This is a genomic window from Frankia tisae (assembly GCF_025403405.1).
Classification (GTDB): domain Bacteria; phylum Actinomycetota; class Actinomycetes; order Frankiales; family Frankiaceae; genus Frankia; species Frankia tisai.
In genome coordinates this window covers 1-16,851 of sequence record NZ_JANEZT010000118.1, presented here as the reverse complement: position 1 = coordinate 16,851, position 16,851 = coordinate 1, and the positions used below count along the sequence as shown (strand labels likewise).

Sequence of the window (16,851 nt, the reverse complement as noted above, 5' to 3'; positions counted from 1 at the left end):
GTGCGAAGGTCACCGCGTCGAGCCGGCTAAACCGTTCGCGATCGTCGGGGCGGCGTGGGACCCTGGTGGGAGACGGGATGATTCCGCAAGGGGAACGGCGGCCCGCCCGCCATTCCCCCGGACCTCATCAGGTCGCCGGAACGTGCGCGTGACCTGGCCGGACGAAGCGGCGTGGAATTCGCGACAGCGAGTGCGCGTTGAGAACGGATGGTATGACTCTTCCTGCCGACGCCCTGACGGCGTCCACTTTTGACAGATCCCTCATCGAACACGCCGATTCCGATTCGGCGTATCTCTCGGGTTTTTACGATGATTCGGGGGACGGCTTCGACCTGGAGGAGCGTGCGGCACTGCGCCGCGTGCCCGGTCTGGCCACCGAGCTCGACGACGTCACCGAGGTCGAGTACCGCCAGCTGAGACTGGAACAGGTCGTCCTCATCGGCGTGTGGACCTCGGGTTCGCTGCGGTCGGCCGAGGCCTCCATGACCGAGCTCGCCGCCCTCGCCACCACCGCGGGTTCGGTCGTGCTCGACGCGCTCGTGCAGCGCCGCGACCGGCCGGACGCCGCGACCTTCGTCGGCTCCGGCAAGGCGCGCGAGCTCGCCGACGTTGTCACCGCGACCGGTGCGGACACGGTCATCTGCGACGGTGAGCTGACCCCGGGCCAGCTCCGCCAGTTGGAGGAGGTCGTCAAGGTCAAGGTCATCGACCGGACCGCGCTCATTCTGGACATCTTCGCCCAACACGCGACGTCTCGGGAGGGCAAGGCGCAGGTCGAGCTCGCCCAGCTCCAGTACATGCTGCCCCGCCTGCGCGGCTGGGGTGAGTCGATGTCACGTGCCGCGGCCAGCGGCGGTGGGCGCACGCCCATCGGTACCCGTGGACCCGGCGAGACGAAGATCGAGACGGATCGTCGGCGGCTGCGGGCCCGGATGGCGCGCCTACGCCGGGAGCTCGCCGGGATGGCGACCGTGCGGGAGACGAAGCGCTCGGCCCGCCGGCGCGGCGAGGTGCCCGCGGTGGCGATCGCCGGCTACACCAACGCCGGCAAGTCCTCACTGCTCAACCGCCTGACCGGCGCCGGCGTCCTCGTCGAGGACGCGCTGTTCGCCACGCTGGACCCCACCGTGCGGCGCGCGACACTCCCGGACGGCCGGGCGTTCACCCTCACCGACACCGTCGGTTTCGTCCGGCACCTCCCGCACCAGATCGTCGAGGCGTTCCGCTCGACCCTGGAGGAGGTCGCCGACGCGGACCTCATCCTGCACGTCGTCGACGGCTCCGCTCCCGACCCGGCCGGCCAGATCTCGGCCGTGCGCGAGGTGCTCAACGACATCGACGCGGGCGACGTGACCGAGCTGATCGTCGTGAACAAGGTCGACGCGACCGAGCCGACTGTCCTCGCCGGTCTGCGCCAGCTCGCGCCCGACGCGGTCTTCGTCTCGGCACGCACGGGGGAGGGGCTGACCGCGCTCGTCGACGCCCTGAGCGCCCGGGTTCCCCACCCCGACGTGGAGATGAAGGCCCTCGTCCCCTACACGCGGGGCGATCTCGTCTCCCGGGTGCACGCCCATGGCGAGCTGCTCGAGCTGGAACACACCGCGGACGGCACCCTGCTGCTCGCGAGGGTGTCCCCGTCGCTCGCCGCGGAGCTGCACACGTTTCAGCCCTGAACCGCCGCTGCGGGTCGCCCCGGGGCAGCCCGATCGGCGGCATGCCGCCCGTTCCACCGCAGCCGAACCGGCCGGCCGCCTCGCGCGGCCGGCCGTCCACGGTCAGACTCGGCGCAGCACGGCGACGATCCGCCCGAGGATCGTCGCCTCCTCACCCGGGATGTCGTTGAACGTCGGGTTCTCCGGGTGCAGCCAGACCTGGCCGTCGCGGACGCGTAGCCGCTTGACGGTCGCCTCGCCGTCGATCATCGCGGCGACGATCTCGCCGTTGTCCGCGACCGGCTGCTGGCGGACCACCACCCAGTCTCCGTCGCAGATCGCCGCGTTGATCATCGATTCGCCGACGACCCGGAGCATGAACAGGGTGCCCTCGCCGACGATCTCCTTCGGCAGCGGGAAGACGTCCTCGATCGCCTGCTCGGCCAGAATCGGACCGCCGGCTGCGATCCGCCCGAGGACCGGCACGTAGGCCGTGGACGTCTCGCCACTCGCCCCGGTGGCCGGGGCGGTCCCGGTGCCCGGGAACGCGGAAACCACCGCCGCGCCGGAGTCGGCCTTGCGCCGCGGCCGATCGGGGCTGAGTATCTCCATGGCCCGCGGACGGTTCGGGTCCCGGCGCAGGTAGCCCTTCTCCTCCAGCACCTTGAGCTGATGCGCCACGCTGCTCGTGCTGGTCAGCCCCACGGCCTCACCGATCTCCCGCACACTGGGCGGGTACCCGCGCCGTTCCACCTCGGCCCGGATGACCTCGAGCACCTTGCGCTGCCGGGGGGTCAGTCCGGCTTTGTCCGCGGGGTTCTCGGGGAAGGACCGCACGTTGCCGCGGGCCCCGCCCCGGCGTGTACCCCTGCCTTGGCTGGTCATCGCCTACCGCTCTCCTCGTCGCGTACTCCGTCGCCGCTCGGTTGCCGCTCGGTCGCCGCGGGCCGGGTGGCCGCACGGTTGTCGGCCTCGCCCGGCGAGACCGGCGCCCCCCACGGCATCCGGCTGTCCGCGACCGGGGAAACCGCCCGGTGCAAATCTGATCGTCTCGACGGTAACCGCCCCGTCGCGGAATCTCAAACGTCTGTTCGAGCGTGTCCCTTCCCTCGGCAGGACTCCGGTGCGACAATCGATCAGGAGTTCGATCGGACGGGAGTTTGCGGCGTCGGCGACGCGGTCCGAGCGTCTTGGGAGGATTCGGTGCACAGCGCGCACACGACGCAGGTGGTCGATCTGGCAGCTGCCCGGGAGCGGGGGCGGCACGCCGGGCCCGGAACCGGTCGGTGGGCGGCCCGGCGGGGATGCGGGTGGCTCGGCCGGTGGCCGGCATCGCGGCCGGGAAGTCCGCCGGCCAGCCCGGCCCACGTCCCCCGCGTCCACGTCCCCCGCGTCCACGTCTGCCGGGTTGAACCACCGCGGGCCGGTCCGTCCGGTCCGCCACCGCCCGGTCCCGATCGGCGGTCGGTGGCTCGCCGCGGTGACGGCCCGGTTTCCGGCGGCGGTGGGCGGGTCAGGCGTCCTTGCGCAAGGTTGTCATGTAGTTCGCGGACTGATGTCCCTGTGTGACACGCGGGGGGTCGGTGTCCCCATCGATGGGGTCGTGCGCTAGGTTGGACACAACATCTGGTGCTTACGAGGGTGTAAGTCATCCACAGCTTGATGCGCAAGCTTTCCACAGGAGTGCGGGTGGCCCGTCCATGGCGGGCGCCCGGCGGGCGGCGGGCGGGCCGGCACACGGCCCGTCATCCCGTCGCGCCGGGCGGTCCGCGTCGGACCGGACGAAGGAGGCGTATCGCATGCGATGCCCGTTCTGCCGGCATCCGGACAGCCGTGTCGTCGACAGCCGCGAGGCTGAGGAAGGCTCGGCGATCCGGCGTCGGCGATCCTGCCTGTCGTGCGGTCGCCGGTTCACCACCATGGAGGAGGCGTCGCTACGGGTACTCAAGCGCAGCGGCGTGGCGGAGTCGTTCAGCCGCGCGAAGGTGATCGCCGGGGTACGCAAGGCCTGTCAGGGCCGGCCGGTGCGCGGTGACGATCTCGCGCTGCTCGCGCAGCGAGTGGAGGACGCCGTGCGTTCCTCAGGTTCGGCAGAGGTCCCCGCGGAGGCGATCGGTCGGGCGATCCTCGGCCCCCTCCGCGAGCTCGACGAGGTGGCGTACCTCCGCTTCGCCTCGGTGTACCTGGCCTTCGAGTCGCTCGGCGACTTCGAGAGCGCGATCGGGGCGCTGCGGGCCGAGACCTCCGGCGCCCGTCGCGGTGGCGGGAACCAGTTGAACATCGTCGAGGGCGGGCTCGGTCAGGCCGAGCCGGCCGCGGGGGAGTGCGAGGCCGGCCCGGCCCGCGCTGTGCGCGGCGCATCGCCGGCCACCCGAACCTGACGGATCGCCGCGGGACCGCCGAGGCCACATCCCGCCCGACCCGGTAACAGCTCCGCCGCCCCGCCGGCCCGGGATGACCTGACCCGGCCGTCGTGGGCGTCCGATCCCGCACGACCCGGTTTCGCGCGCCCTGCCCGTCCCCCTGCCCGGCCAAAGCGGGGTGGGACGGCGCCGGGAGGCGGCCCGGACCGCCGGGTTCGGTGTGTTCCTCATGCGTGCCGTTCCCTGCGTGACCCGGTCGACCACCCGGGTCACGTGCCGGCCGGCACGCCGATTCGCCCGCGGCCCACCGTCCACGCGTGCAGCGGACCGGGCCCGGGCGGGGATGCCACCACCAGTGCGCCAGCGCGCGCCGACGAGAAGACAGGACGAGGAGCGTCATGACCGAAAGTCGAGGCACGAAGGCGGGCAGGTCCGCGACCAGGGCGGGCGGATTGAAGATCCGGCGCTCGCGCACCACCGCCGGCGTGCACCCGTACGACGAGGTCACCTGGGAGACCCGGGACGTCGTCATGACCAACTGGCGGGACGGCTCGGTCAACTTCGAGCAGCGTGGGGTGGAGTTCCCCGAGTTCTGGTCGGTCAACGCGTCGAACATCGTGACGAGCAAGTATTTCCGCGGGGCGCTGGGCGCGCCGACCCGCGAGTCCTCCCTGCGCCAGCTCATCGACCGGGTGGTGCACGCCTACACCGCCGGCGGCCGCGAGCACGGCTACTTCGCCACCGACACCGACGCCGAGACCTTCGAGCACGAGCTGACCTGGATGCTGCTCCACCAGGTGTTCAGCTTCAACTCCCCGGTGTGGTTCAACGTCGGGACCACGGCGCCTCAGCAAGTCTCAGCGTGCTTCATTCTTTCAGTTGATGACACTATGGAGTCCATTCTCAACTGGTATCGCGAGGAAGGGCTGATCTTCAAGGGCGGCTCGGGGGCCGGGCTGAACCTGTCCCGCATCCGCTCGTCGAAGGAGCTGCTGTCCTCCGGCGGCACCGCGTCCGGCCCGGTGAGCTTCATGCGCGGCGCCGACGCGTCGGCGGGCACGATCAAGTCGGGCGGGGCGACCCGGCGGGCCGCGAAGATGGTCGTCCTCGACGTCGACCACCCGGACATCGTCGAGTTCGTCGAGACGAAAGCCCGCGAGGAGAACAAGATCCGGGCGTTGCGCGACGCCGGGTTCGACATGGACCTCGGCGGCCGCGACATCGCCTCCGTGCAGTACCAGAACGCCAACAACTCGGTCCGGGTCACCGACGAGTTCATGCGGGCCGTCGTCGACGACGCCAGCTTCGACCTGCGGGCCCGCCTCGACGGCCGGACCATCGAGACGATCGACGCCAAGGGGCTGTTCCGCACGATCGCCGAGGCGGCCTGGGCCTGCGCCGACCCCGGCATCCAGTACGACGGCACGATCAACGACTGGCACACCTGCCCCGAGAGCGGCCGGATCAGTGCGTCCAACCCGTGCAGCGAGTACGTGCACCTGGACAACTCCAGCTGCAACCTGGCGTCGCTGAACCTGCTGAAGTTCCTGCGCCCGGACCGGACCTTCGACGCCGAGGCGTTCGTCGCCGCCGTCGAGCTGATCATCACGGCGATGGACATCTCGATCTGCTTCGCCGACTTCCCGACGCCGGAGATCACCGCGGTCACCCGGGCCTACCGCCAGCTCGGCATCGGGTACGCCAACCTCGGTGCGCTGCTGATGGCCAGCGCCCGCGCCTACGATTCCGAGGGCGGCCGCGCGCTCGCCGCGTCGATCACCTCGCTGATGACCGCCACCGCCTACCGGCGTTCGGCGGAGCTCGCCGGGATCGTCGGCGCCTACGACGGCTTCGCCCGCAACGCCGACGCGCACCGCCGCGTGGTGCGCAAGCACTCCGCCGCGAACGACATGGTGCGCTCGGTGCACCCCGAGGATGCCCGGGTGCTCGCCGTGGCGTCGAAGGAATGGTCGCGGGCGCAGACCGTCGGCGACAAGCACGGCTGGCGCAACGCCCAGGTCAGCCTGCTCGCCCCGACCGGCACGATCGGCCTGGCGATGGACTGCGACACCACCGGCATCGAGCCGGACCTCGCCCTGGTGAAGATGAAGAAGCTGGTCGGCGGCGCCAGCATGCGGATCGTCAACCAGACGGTCCCGGCGGCGCTGCGGGCGCTCGGCTACCCGGAGGAGACCCTCGAGGCGATCGTCGAGTACATCGCCGAGCACGGCCACGTCGTCGACGCCCCCGGCCTGCGCCCCGAGCACTACGACGTGTTCGACTGCGCGATCGGAGAGCGGGCGATCTCCCCGATGGGGCACGTGCGGATGATGGCCGCGGTGCAGTCGTTCCTGTCCGGCGCGATCTCCAAGACGGTGAACATGCCGTCGACCGCGACCGTCGAGGAAGTCGAGGAGATCTACCTGGAGGGCTGGCGGCTCGGCCTGAAGGCGCTGGCCATCTACCGGGACAACTGCAAGGTCGGCCAGCCGCTGTCCGACGTCCGCGGGGCGAAGCGGGACGCCGCGGCGAGCGCCGCCACCGCCGCGGCCCTGGCTGCACCCGCGGCCGCCGTGCCCGCCGCGGCCGCCGTGCCGGCCGAGGTGGAGTACCGGCCGGTGCGCCGGCGGCTGCCGAAGACCCGCCCGTCGCAGACGGTCTCGTTCGCCGTCGGCGGTGCCGAGGGCTACCTGACCGCCGGCTCCTACCCGGACGACGGCCTCGGCGAGGTCTTCATCAAGATGTCGAAGCAGGGCTCCACCCTGGCCGGGGTGATGGACGCCTTCGCCATCGCGATCTCGATCGGCCTGCAGTACGGCGTGCCGCTGGAGGCGTACGTCAGCAAGTTCATCAACATGCGTTTCGAGCCGGCCGGGATGACCGACGACCCGGACGTCCGGATCGCCCAGTCGATCATGGACTATCTGTTCCGCCGGCTGGCCCTGGACTACCTCGACGCCGACCGCCGCGCCGAGCTCGGCATCTCCACCGTGGCCGAGCGCGCCCGCGCGGTCGCCGACCACTACGGCCAGCCGGCCGACGCGGCCGCCCCCGCCGACGCGGAGACGATCGCCTCCGTCGACGCCCCGCCCGCCGCGCCGGTGGCACTGCCCGGCGCGGCCACCGCAGGCCCGGTCTCGAACGGCACAGGGCCGAGGCCGGCGGCGGGCAGCAACGGCGTCGCTGTCGGGCACGGGCCCGCCCACGTGGCCCGGGAGCTGCGACTGGCGACGCCCGGCGAGTCGCTGGTCGCCCAGACGGTCGTCGACGCCCCGCTCTGCTTCGCCTGCGGGGTGACGATGCGCCCGGCCGGAAGCTGCTACGTCTGCGAGCAGTGCGGTTCGACCAGCGGCTGCAGCTGAGCAAGCCCGCGGGTCCGCATGCGGTGGCCCGGCCGGCAGGCATCACCTGCCGGCCGGGCCACCGGCCGAGCAGTTGGAGATCGAGCACGGCTCCGTGCCGGCGGTGGCACTGGCCGAGGCGGGCGCGGCGTGGCCGGACGCAGATTGACATCCTCTCCGTCCTGAAGGGCGGAGGTTCCCGCCTGCTACGCCGCTGCTGTGGGCGTGGGCTTCGGGTGGGTTCCCGCTTCGTCGCGCGGTGCCGGCACGGGTGCCGGTCTTACCTGCGCTCCACGGGCTGACACCGCCAGTCCGGCGGCCAGCGCGACGTTGACCGCCGCGTTCACATCCCGGTCGTGCGTCGATCCGCAGGCACCGCAGGTCCACTCCCGGACGTCCAGCGGCTTCGGGCCGTCCTTCACCCCGCAGGTCGAACACACCTGCGACGTGGGCTCGAACCGGCCGATCCGGACGAACCCTCGGCCGTACCGGGCAGCCTTGTACTCCAGCATCGCGAGTACTCCAGCATCGCGACGAACGCGGACCAGCCGGCGTCGTGCACCGATTTGGCGAGCCGGGTCCGGGCGAACCCCCTGACCGCCAGGTCCTCCACGGCGACCGCTTGGTTCTCGCGGATCAGCCTGGTGGAGAGCTGGTGGTGGAACTCGCGCCGCGCGTCGGCCACCCGCGCATGCGCACGGGCGATTGTCAGCCTGGCCTTGGCCCGGTTCGCTGAGCCCTTCTTCGTGCGGGACAGGTCCCGCTGAGCCTTCTTCAGCCGCTTCTCGGCCCGGCGGAGGAACCGAGGCGAGTCGATCTTCGTGTCATCCGAGAGGACCGCGAAGTGCGTCAGCCCAAGGTCGACGCCGATCTCGGTGGGCGAGCCCGCAAGGGTCTCCTGCGGCCCGGTCTCGATGACGAAGCTCGCGAAGTACCGGCCCGCGCTGTCCCGGACCACCGCCACCGTGGACGGTGTCGAGGGCAGACGCCGAGACCACGTCACGTCCACGTCGCCGATCGGAGGAGCAGACCCGTCCGGTTTAGAGCACGCTCGGGCCTGGAGGCCCTCCCGCGCGGGCCTTCACCCCCGGCCTGAAGGCCGGAGCACTGGCCCGCATTTCGGTAGCCGCCGGCGGGACCCTCGTGCTCGACGGCGACGGCCTTGCCACACTTGCCGCCGGCGACGCGCGGGCCCGCGCGTACCTCCAGATCGCCCACGGCCGGGGCGCGCGGGTCGTCGCCAGCTCGATCACGCTGACCGAGGTGTTGCGCGGCGGCCCGCGGGATGCGGCGGTGCACCGAGTACTGGCCAGGATCGGGATTGTCCCGGTGACGCCGGAGCTGGCTCGATTGGCCGGCGAGCTGCTCGGCGCGACCGGGCTGTCCGGGCACCGGTGCGCCATCGATGCGGTGGTGGCCGTGACGGCGCTGCGGGCGGACCGGCCCGCCGTCCTGCTCACCAGCGACGTCGACGACCTGCACCGGCTCGTCGACGAACCCGACCGTCCCAAGGACAGCCGGGTCGTCGTCGTGCACGTCTGAGGCGGCGCGGTCGCCCGGCGCGCGGGCGGCGCCGCGCTCAGCGGTTGGTGCCGGTCAGCGTTCGGTGTCGAACAGGTCGATGAGCAGCGCCGCCGTCCAGGAGAAGCGGTTGCTGCCGGCGCCGGAACCGTCGACCGGCGAGTAGTACTCGAACATCGCCCCGGAGGAGGCGATCACGTCGACCGTGTTGCGGCGCAGGTTCTCGGCGGCGTCGAGCCGGCCGTAGCGCTCCAGGCCGTCGGCGATCAGCCAGTTCATGTTGATCCAGAGCGGGCCCTGCCAGTAGCAGCGGGGAAGGAAGTTCGGGTCGTCCAGGGGCACGCTCGCGATGCCGAAGCGCGACCAGTAGCGCGGCGAGGTGATCGTCTTCACCATCTCGTCGACGCGGTCCTCGGGTACCACACCGGCGTAGAGCGGCAACAGGCCGGCGATCGTCTCGTGGCGCAGCAGGGTCCGGGTCCGAAAATCGCGGCTGTAGTAGACGCCGTCGACGACGAGCTCTCCCATCGCCTCCCGGGAACGGCGTGCCGACCGGCGCAGCCTGGCCGGGATGTCCTCGCCGATCTCGGCGGCGATGGTGCTCAGGTGCTCGTTGGCGCGGACCAGGATCGCGTTGAACGCTACGTCCTGCACGAGGGGGACGATGGTCCGCCGAATCTCCCGGAAGTTGTAGTGCGCCCGGCGCAGCTCGCGCACGATCCGGTACAGCGTGAACAGGTCGCCGGAGGTGAGCCGCTCGTCCGAGGGGACCTCCTTGGAATCGCGGCGCAGGGAGTCCAGGGCGTCGTCGCCGTTGATGCGCCGCAGCGCCCGCACCCCCAGCGGCGCCACCGGTCTGGTGATCTCCATCCACGTCGGGGTGTTGTCCATCCCGGACTCCCAGGAGTGCACCAGGGACACCAGGCCGTCGTCGTCGGGGTCGCGCTCGTCGTAGAGCCACTGGTGAAAGCGCAACAGCCCGGGGAACAGCTGGCGGTAGAACTCCCCGCGTTCGGAGTTGGACATCATGGCGCCGACCCGGACCGCGGCCTCGGCGATCATCGGCGGCTGGGTGACGCCGGTGCTCTGCGCACCGCCGGCGGTGGTCGTCACCCGGTCGCAGCGCCAGCGCTGCGGACCCGCATGGTAGAAGTCGGTGGTCTCCGCGAAGATCACGTGCGGGATCATGCCGTTCGGCCACTGCCCGCCCAGCAGGGAGAGGATCTCGGTGGCGGCGCGCTGGGGGTCGAGGTGGCGCAGCCCGATCGCGATGAAGCAGGAGTCCCACAGCCACTGGTGTGGATACAGCGTCGGCGACGGCCGGGTGATGTCGCCGAGGTCGTTGCCGCGCAGCACGGAGACCGCGGTCTCGCGCAACGCCGCCAGCTCTGTCGGGAGGCTGGGGACGGACATCGTGCGAGAGTAGCCGTCACCCGCTGTGCACATGGGGAGGGCGCCCTTGGTGTGGGCTGCCTAACGAAAACGTTGTTGGCGCCCCGCGGCCGACCCGATGCGTCACGTGACCGGCGGCCGCGGGCGCGGGCGGACACGCCATGGTTGGCGCTGTGAGTCTGTCCGGTTGGGTGCTGCCCGGGTGGGCGGAGCGTGTATGCCGATCCGTCCCAATCCGGGGTCGGTCGAGGCGTCGCGCCGGTGCCGTGGAGGGGTCTCGGGCGTGTCGGATGACCGGCGTCGCCCGATGGCGGTACTCGAAGGAAAATGTGGTGTGGATGGCAGGGCCCCAAAATTCTCACGATCGGTGAGCACTCGGATACCCATCGTTGAGGATTCGGGCCATCGGCGGGGGTCTCGCCACGCGAGAAGGTCAAGATAGTTCGCGGAACGCGCCACACCGAGGGATCTGCCAGGTAGTCTTCGCGACAGCGAGTTCAGCGTCTCGAGGGTGTGGGTCTACACTGCCGGTAGGCCCGGCGATCGCTGATGTCCGGGTGCGCCTGCACGGGGAATGGTTCCGCGACTCCGTTCGTTACCTCCCACGTGCACGGAAACAGACGTCCCACCCGCACCGACCATCGGATTTGCCACTGATGACGCTGCCTGCCCTGGAACTTGCCGAGCGCACCGACGAGAACCGCCCGCGTAGCCCGCGGCGTACTCGCCGGTCCGCTGCCTCTGCCCGTACCGCCACCAGCCGTTCACTGGCCGCCGTGCCCGATGACGGCGACGAACTCGATGTGAGTGCTGTCGCCGAGGTCATCGCACGCGGTCGCGAGTCCGGCGAGATCAGCCGGTCCGAGCTGCGTGACGCGCTCGAGTCCGCGGACATCGGCCTCGAGCTGTTGCCCGCGCTGATCGCGAAGCTGAGCGCCGCCGGCGTCGAGCTCCTCGAAGAGGAGGAGACGACCGACGAGGTCACCGCCGCCACCCGCTCCACCGCCGAACACGCCGGCACCGCCGACCTCGTGCGTATGTACCTGCGCGAGATCGGGAAGGTGCCGCTCCTCAACGCCGCCCAGGAGGTCGAGCTCTCCAAGCGGGTCGAGGCCGGACTCTTCGCCGAACACAAGCTGGAGTCCGACCCCGACCTGCCTGCCGACCTCCGCCGCGACCTGGGTCTGCTTGTCAAGGACGGCCATGCCGCCAAGCAGCAGCTCGTCTCGGCGAACCTGCGCCTGGTCGTCTCCGTCGCGAAGAAGTACAGCGGCCGCGGGATGACCCTGCTGGACCTGGTCCAGGAGGGCAACCTCGGGCTCATCCGCGCGGTGGAGAAGTTCGACTACGCCAAGGGCTACAAGTTCTCGACCTACGCGACCTGGTGGATCCGCCAGGCTATCGGTCGAGCGCTGGCCGACCAGGCCCGGACCATCCGGATCCCGGTCCACGTGGTCGAGCAGATCAACAAGATCACGCGGCTGCAGCGCCAGCTCGTCTCCACCCTCGGTCGCGAGCCGACCGACGAGGAGCTCGCCCTCGAGCTGGACATGCCGATCGAGCAGGTCGTCGAGCTGCGCCGTTACGCGCAGGACACGGTGAGCCTGGAGACCTCCGTCGGCGACGACGGCGACTCCGTGCTCGGCGACTTCATCGAGGACTCGGACGCGACCTCCCCGGCGGACGCCGCCTCGTACGGCGCGATGCAGGACGAGATCGAGAACGTGCTCGGTGGCCTCAACCCGCGGGAGCGGGAAGTGATGCGGCTGCGCTTCGGCCTCGCCGACGGCAAGCAGCACACCCTCGCCGAGGTGGGTAACCGGCTCGGCCTCACCCGCGAGCGGATCCGGCAGATCGAACGGGACACCCTGCGTGAGCTGCGCAAGCCCGCCGTCGCTGGTCGGCTGCGGGAGTTTCTCGACTGACCGCTTGCGGCCGGACGCCGCCGGCACGGCGGGCGCGCACCGCGTCACGGGTGGCATCCCCCACGGGTGGCATCCCCCACGGGGGGCACGACACGCCGGTGACGGCGTGGTCGTGGGTTCGATGGAAGCCGGATCTTCGCTGCACCCAGCGAAGATCCGGCTTTGCTGTCGTGCCGCGGCCGATCCAGCCCCAGCCCCAGCCGCGGCTGGTCAGGCGTTCGGTGCGGCGGTGGCCGCGCGAGCCTGCTCGGCGGTGGCCACCAGGGTGAACAGGGCCTGCGGGTTGGCGACCGCGTCGAGGCTCACGGCGTCGGCCAGCGCCGCTCCGGCGAGCAGCCGTTTGACTGGAACTTCCAGCTTCTTGCCGTTGTGGGTCCGCGGCACGGCGGGAATCTCGAGGATCCGGTCCGGCACGTGCCGCGGGCTGAGCTCGGTGCGCACCGTGTGCCGGATCCGCTGGGCGAGCTCCGGGGTGAGGCCCGGCTCGGCGAGAGCCACGAACAGCAGCAGCTCCCCGCCGCCGGGGGCGTCGGAGGTGTCCACGGCGAGGCTGTCGACGACCTCGGCAAGCTGCTCGACGACGCTGTAGAGCTCGCCGGTGCCGATCCTGATCCCGCCGCGGTTGAGGGTGGCGTCCGAACGTCCCTCGACGACGACGGCACCGTCGGAGATGATCCGCACCCAGTCGCCGTGCCGCCAGACCCCTGGAAAGGTCGCGTAGTAGCTGTCGTACAGCCGGCTGCCGTCCTGGTCACCCCACAGGCCCAGCGGCATCGAGGGCATCGGGGCGGTCACGACGAGCTCGCCGACCTCGTCGACGAGCTCCTTGCCGTCGGCGTCGAAGGCGGCCACGGCGCAGCCCAGGGCCCGTGAGCCGATCTCCCCGGCGCGCACGGGCATGGTCGGCAGCCCGGCCACCAGCGCCGTGCAGACGTCGGTGCCACCGCTGATCGACGACAGCATCACCTGCGGGCTGACCGCGTCGTACACCCAGGCACCGGCGGTGGCGGACAGCGGCGACCCGGTTGACCCGATGGTGCGCAACAGGGACAGATCGGCATGTTCGCGGGGCACCAGGCCCGCGTCCTGGCAGGACTGCAGGTAGGCCGCGGACGTGCCGAGGAAGGTCAGCTCCAGCGCCTCCGCCAGGCCGAACAGGGTGCCGAGCGTCGGGTAGCCGGCGGCGCCGTCGTAGAGCACGATCGTCGCGCCGACCAGCAGGCCGGAGACGAGATAGTTCCACATCATCCAGCCGGTCGTGGTGAACCAGCAGAACCGGTCGTCGGGGCCGAGGTCGAGGTGCAGCGCCAGCGCCTTGAGATGTTCCAGCAGGATGCCGCCGTGCCCCTGCATGATCGCCTTCGGCGGCCCCGTCGTGCCGGAAGAATGGACGATCCACAACGGCGCGTCGAAGGCGACCCGGTTGAACTCGAGCTCGGCGTCCTCCGCGGCCATCAGCTCGTCCCAGGTGAGCAGGCCCGGCAGCCCGGCGCCGCGAGCGCGGGCGAACGCGTCCGGTGCCAGGTAGGGCACGATGACGGTCGCGGCGAGTCCGGGCAGGCCGGCGGCGAGTGCGGCGAGCGCGGCGACGGTGTCGTAGCCCTTGCCGCCGTAGGTGTAGCCATCGACGCCGATAATGACCTTCGGGGTGATCTGGGCAAAGCGGGCGACCAGGGCCGTGGCGCCGAGCTCGGGAGAGCACGACGACCACACTGCGCCGAGGCTGGCGGTCGCCAGCATCGCCACCGTGGCGTAGACGGTGTTCGGCAGCACCCCGCAGATCCGGTCGCCCTCGGTGACACCGAGGGCGCGCAGGCCGGCTGCGGCCCGAGCGACCTGGCGGCGCAGCTCGTCCCAGGAGACCACCACGGTCGCGCCGTCCTCCCGCACGGCGATCACCGCTGGCGCGCCGCCCCGGCGGGTCAGCGCATTCTCGGCATAGTTGACCCGGGCGCCCGGGAACCACACGGCGCCCGGCATTCTGGTACCGGCAAGGGCGGGGCTGTCTGCGAGGGCGGGACCGTCGCCACGCTCGCCCTCGACGGCGCAGAAGTCCCAGATCGACTGCCAGAAGGGGCCAAGCTCGGTGACCGACCACGCCCACAGAGCCGCCTCGTCGCCGAGCTCCAGCCCGCGTTCGGTGGCGAGCCAGCTGCGGTAATTCGTCACCGCCGCCTGCTCGATCCGCCGCGCGGAGGGCTCCCACAGCGGCGTACCGGGACGAATACTGGTCGCGTCGGCGGCCGCGGGATTCTGCGTGACCACCGGCGCCGGACGCCGCGGTGCCGTTCCGTCTGCTGCCACGGGCACTGACCCTAGGGCATTTCGAGTGGATCTACGGTGAAGCTCGGTCCGCCGGTGGCCTGTCGAGACTGTCACCACCGCTATCAGCGTCGGACCTGTTCGGGCTACCTTCGAGGGGTGACGGTGCCAGGCGGAACGCAGCAGTCCGGTGGCACCATGCCGCCGGATGGGACCATGCCGCCGGATGGGACCGGGCCGCCGGCGGCCGATTCGAGCGCGGCCGCACCGGCCGCGGAACCAACCATCCTGGCCTGGGATCCCGCAATGGCCAGCTATGACTTCGGGCCGCAGCATCCGCTGCACCCGGTCCGGCTGGGCCTGACGATGGATCTCGCCGCGAGCCTGGGTGTCCTCGACGCCCCCGGGCTGCGGATCACCACCCCGACCCTGGCCTCCGACGAGCTGATCGAGCTCATCCACGATCCGCTCTACGTGAACGCGGTCCGCGCCGCGCCGGATCCTGCCCGGGCGCGGATGGCGGCCCTGTTCGGCCTCGGCACCGCCGACAACCCGATCTTCCAGCGGATGCACGAGGCCGCGGCGCTGATCACCGGCGGCACGATCGAGGCCGCCCGGGCGGTGTGGGCGGGGCCGGCGCGCCACGCCGTGTCGATCGCCGGCGGGCTGCACCACGCGATGCCGGGGATGGCCAGCGGTTTCTGCATCTACAACGATCCCGCCATCGCGATCGCCTGGCTGCTCGCTGCCGGGGCGACCCGGATCGCCTACGTCGACGTGGACGTGCACCACGGCGACGGGGTGCAGAACGCGTTCTACGCCGACCCGCGGGTCCTCACCATCTCGCTGCACCAGACCGGGCGGACGCTGTTCCCCGGCACCGGCTTCCCCGACGAGGTCGGTGCGCCCGGCGCCGCGGGCAGCGCCGTGAACGTCGCGCTGCCCGCGTTCACCGGGGACGCCGGCTGGCTGCGGGCCTTCTCCGGGGTCGTGCCGGTGCTGCTGCGCTCGTTCCGGCCGCAGGTGCTGGTGACCCAGCACGGCTGCGACACCCACGCCCTCGATCCGCTGGCCGATCTGGAACTGTCGGTCGACGGGCAGCGGGCCTCCTACGAGGCACTGCACGCGCTGTCCCACGAGCTGTGCGACGGCCGCTGGCTGGCCTGCGGCGGCGGCGGGTACGCGCTGGACGCGGTGGTGCCGCGGGCCTGGACGCAGCTGCTGGCGGTTGCCGCCCATCACTCGCTCGAACCCGGCACCGCGTTGCCGCCGCAGTGGCGCGCCGAAGCCCCGCAGCGGGTGCGGGCTGTCACCGGTCAGAAGTCCGTGGGGGACACGACGGGGATGCCCCGAACTCTCGGCGACGGGGTGAGCGTGCGTTACCGGCCCTGGGACGCCGGCGAGGGCGATCCCGACGACCCGCTGGACCGCGCGGTCGCCGCCACCCGGCGTGAGGTGCTGCCCCTGCACGGCCTCGACCCGACCGTGGACCGGTGAGCGCCGCGCCGCTGCCGCCCCCGGGCGGGGACGACACGCCGCTGGCGTACCCGGCGGAGTGGGAGGCCGACGTCATCCTCACCGACGGCGGCACGGCCCACATCCGGCCGATCCTGCCGACCGACGGCCCGCTGCTGCGGGCGTTCTGGACCCGGTTGTCCCCCCAGTCGATCTACTTCCGCTTCTTCACCGCCCGCCGGGCGCTGAGCGACGCCGACATCCACCGGATGACCGTGGTGGACCAGCGGCTGCGCGGTGCCATCGTCGCCATGATCGGTGACGATCTCGTCGCCGTGGCGCACTGGGAGGGCACCGCGGCCCGGCCGACCGAGGCGGAGGTGGCCTTCCTGGTGGAGGACGCCCAGCAGGGCCGGGGTCTCGGCTCGGTGCTGCTGGAGCACCTCGCCGCCGCGGCCTGGGACCGCGGTATCCGTCGATTCGACGCCGACGTGCTCGGCGAGAACCGGCAGATGATCCGCGTCTTCCTCGACGCCGGTTACACCGTCGCGCGGGCCTGGGACTCCGGCGCCGTCCGGCTGTCGTTCGAGATCACCCCTACCGAGCAGTCGGTCACGGTGATGCGCGCCCGGGAACATCGGGCGGAGGCGGCCTCCATCGGTCGGTTGCTGCATCCCCGGTCGATCGCCGTCATCGGCGCCGCCCGCGCCGCGGGCTCCCTGGGCAACTCGGTGCTGCGCCACCTGCTCACCGGCGGTTTTGACGGGCCCGTGTACCCGGTGAACCCGGCTGCCGCGGCGGCCGGTACCGCGGTCGCCTCGATCCGCGCCTACGGCGGCATCGAGGAGGTGCCCCGCCCGATCGACCTGGCCGTGGTGTGCGTGCCGCCGGCCGAGGTGCCCGGGGTCGTCGCCGCGTGCGGGCGGGCCGGGGTGTGGGG

The 16,851-nt window shown here is 71.7% G+C and carries 12 protein-coding genes; 7 read left to right on the top strand and 5 right to left on the bottom strand.

Features of this window, described 5'->3' with window-relative positions:
• Positions 1–212 precede the first annotated feature (212 nt).
• Positions 213–1,673: a GTPase HflX gene (hflX, locus tag NBZ85_RS13545; protein ID WP_261556489.1), complete on the top strand. Its 1,461-nt coding sequence runs from the start codon at positions 213–215 to the stop codon at positions 1,671–1,673.
• 102 nt (positions 1,674–1,775) lie between these two features.
• Here hflX and lexA read toward each other — a convergent pair whose 3' ends face one another.
• Positions 1,776–2,537 carry a transcriptional repressor LexA gene (gene lexA, locus NBZ85_RS13540; RefSeq protein ID WP_261556490.1) on the bottom strand — a complete coding sequence of 254 codons (762 nt, stop codon included), beginning with the start codon at positions 2,535–2,537 and terminating at the stop codon, positions 1,776–1,778.
• 914 nt (positions 2,538–3,451) lie between these two features.
• On the opposite strand from lexA, the gene nrdR reads away from it, so the two are divergent.
• Both nrdR and NBZ85_RS13530 read left to right on the top strand, forming a co-directional pair.
• On the top strand, positions 3,452–4,033 hold the full coding sequence (gene nrdR, locus NBZ85_RS13535) for a transcriptional regulator NrdR (protein ID WP_261556491.1): 582 nt from the start codon (positions 3,452–3,454) through the stop codon (positions 4,031–4,033).
• A gap of 380 nt (positions 4,034–4,413) precedes the next feature.
• The gene (locus tag NBZ85_RS13530; protein WP_261562018.1) at positions 4,414–7,377 is read left to right on the top strand and encodes a vitamin B12-dependent ribonucleotide reductase; all 2,964 of its coding nucleotides are present in this window, start codon (positions 4,414–4,416) and stop codon (positions 7,375–7,377) included.
• 185 nt (positions 7,378–7,562) lie between these two features.
• Here the strand turns inward: NBZ85_RS13530 and NBZ85_RS34045 are convergent, their stop codons facing one another.
• Both NBZ85_RS34045 and NBZ85_RS13525 read right to left on the bottom strand, forming a co-directional pair.
• Complete coding sequence (locus NBZ85_RS34045) at positions 7,563–7,868, bottom strand: zinc ribbon domain-containing protein (protein WP_498041243.1); 306 nt, start codon at positions 7,866–7,868, stop codon at positions 7,563–7,565.
• Complete coding sequence (locus NBZ85_RS13525; protein WP_261562017.1) at positions 7,775–8,359, bottom strand: RNA-guided endonuclease TnpB family protein; 585 nt, start codon at positions 8,357–8,359, stop codon at positions 7,775–7,777. Before NBZ85_RS13525 ends, NBZ85_RS34045 begins: the two co-directional genes overlap by 94 nt.
• 140 nt (positions 8,360–8,499) lie before the next feature.
• On the opposite strand from NBZ85_RS13525, the gene NBZ85_RS13520 reads away from it, so the two are divergent.
• Positions 8,500–8,898 (top strand): type II toxin-antitoxin system VapC family toxin, encoded by a 399-nt coding sequence (locus NBZ85_RS13520; RefSeq protein ID WP_261556494.1) that lies wholly within the window; start codon positions 8,500–8,502, stop codon positions 8,896–8,898.
• A gap of 54 nt (positions 8,899–8,952) precedes the next feature.
• Here NBZ85_RS13520 and NBZ85_RS13515 read toward each other — a convergent pair whose 3' ends face one another.
• Entirely contained in the window at positions 8,953–10,290 is a 1,338-nt protein-coding gene (locus tag NBZ85_RS13515; RefSeq protein ID WP_372517719.1) for an MGH1-like glycoside hydrolase domain-containing protein, read from the bottom strand.
• A gap of 635 nt (positions 10,291–10,925) precedes the next feature.
• Between NBZ85_RS13515 and NBZ85_RS13510 the strand changes: the two genes are divergently transcribed.
• Positions 10,926–12,194: an RNA polymerase sigma factor gene (locus NBZ85_RS13510; RefSeq protein ID WP_261556496.1), complete on the top strand. Its 1,269-nt coding sequence runs from the start codon at positions 10,926–10,928 to the stop codon at positions 12,192–12,194.
• Positions 12,195–12,404: 210 nt separating this feature from the next.
• On the opposite strand, the gene NBZ85_RS13505 is transcribed toward NBZ85_RS13510, so the two are convergent.
• The gene (locus NBZ85_RS13505) at positions 12,405–14,420 is read right to left on the bottom strand and encodes an acetoacetate--CoA ligase (RefSeq protein WP_261556498.1); all 2,016 of its coding nucleotides are present in this window, start codon (positions 14,418–14,420) and stop codon (positions 12,405–12,407) included.
• 252 nt (positions 14,421–14,672) lie between these two features.
• On the opposite strand from NBZ85_RS13505, the gene NBZ85_RS13500 reads away from it, so the two are divergent.
• Positions 14,673–15,953 carry an acetoin utilization protein AcuC gene (locus tag NBZ85_RS13500; protein ID WP_261556499.1) on the top strand — a complete coding sequence of 427 codons (1,281 nt, stop codon included), beginning with the start codon at positions 14,673–14,675 and terminating at the stop codon, positions 15,951–15,953.
• Positions 15,950–16,851 (top strand): GNAT family N-acetyltransferase (locus NBZ85_RS13495; protein ID WP_261562016.1); only part of this gene is annotated, 902 nt, incomplete at its 3' end. The genes NBZ85_RS13500 and NBZ85_RS13495, both read left to right, overlap by 4 nt.

Bases quoted from the DNA above. Each gene is read 5' to 3' on its own strand.
- hflX (WP_261556489.1), top strand. From the start codon at position 213: ATGACTCTTCCTGCCGACGCCCTGACGGCGTCCACTTTTGACAGATCC.
- lexA (WP_261556490.1), bottom strand. From the start codon at position 2,537: ATGACCAGCCAAGGCAGGGGTACACGCCGGGGCGGGGCCCGCGGCAAC.
- nrdR (WP_261556491.1), top strand. From the start codon at position 3,452: ATGCGATGCCCGTTCTGCCGGCATCCGGACAGCCGTGTCGTCGACAGC.
- NBZ85_RS13530 (WP_261562018.1), top strand. From the start codon at position 4,414: ATGACCGAAAGTCGAGGCACGAAGGCGGGCAGGTCCGCGACCAGGGCG.
- NBZ85_RS34045 (WP_498041243.1), bottom strand. From the start codon at position 7,868: ATGCTGGAGTACAAGGCTGCCCGGTACGGCCGAGGGTTCGTCCGGATC.
- NBZ85_RS13515 (WP_372517719.1), bottom strand. From the start codon at position 10,290: ATGTCCGTCCCCAGCCTCCCGACAGAGCTGGCGGCGTTGCGCGAGACC.
- NBZ85_RS13510 (WP_261556496.1), top strand. From the start codon at position 10,926: ATGACGCTGCCTGCCCTGGAACTTGCCGAGCGCACCGACGAGAACCGC.
- NBZ85_RS13500 (WP_261556499.1), top strand. From the start codon at position 14,673: ATGCCGCCGGATGGGACCGGGCCGCCGGCGGCCGATTCGAGCGCGGCC.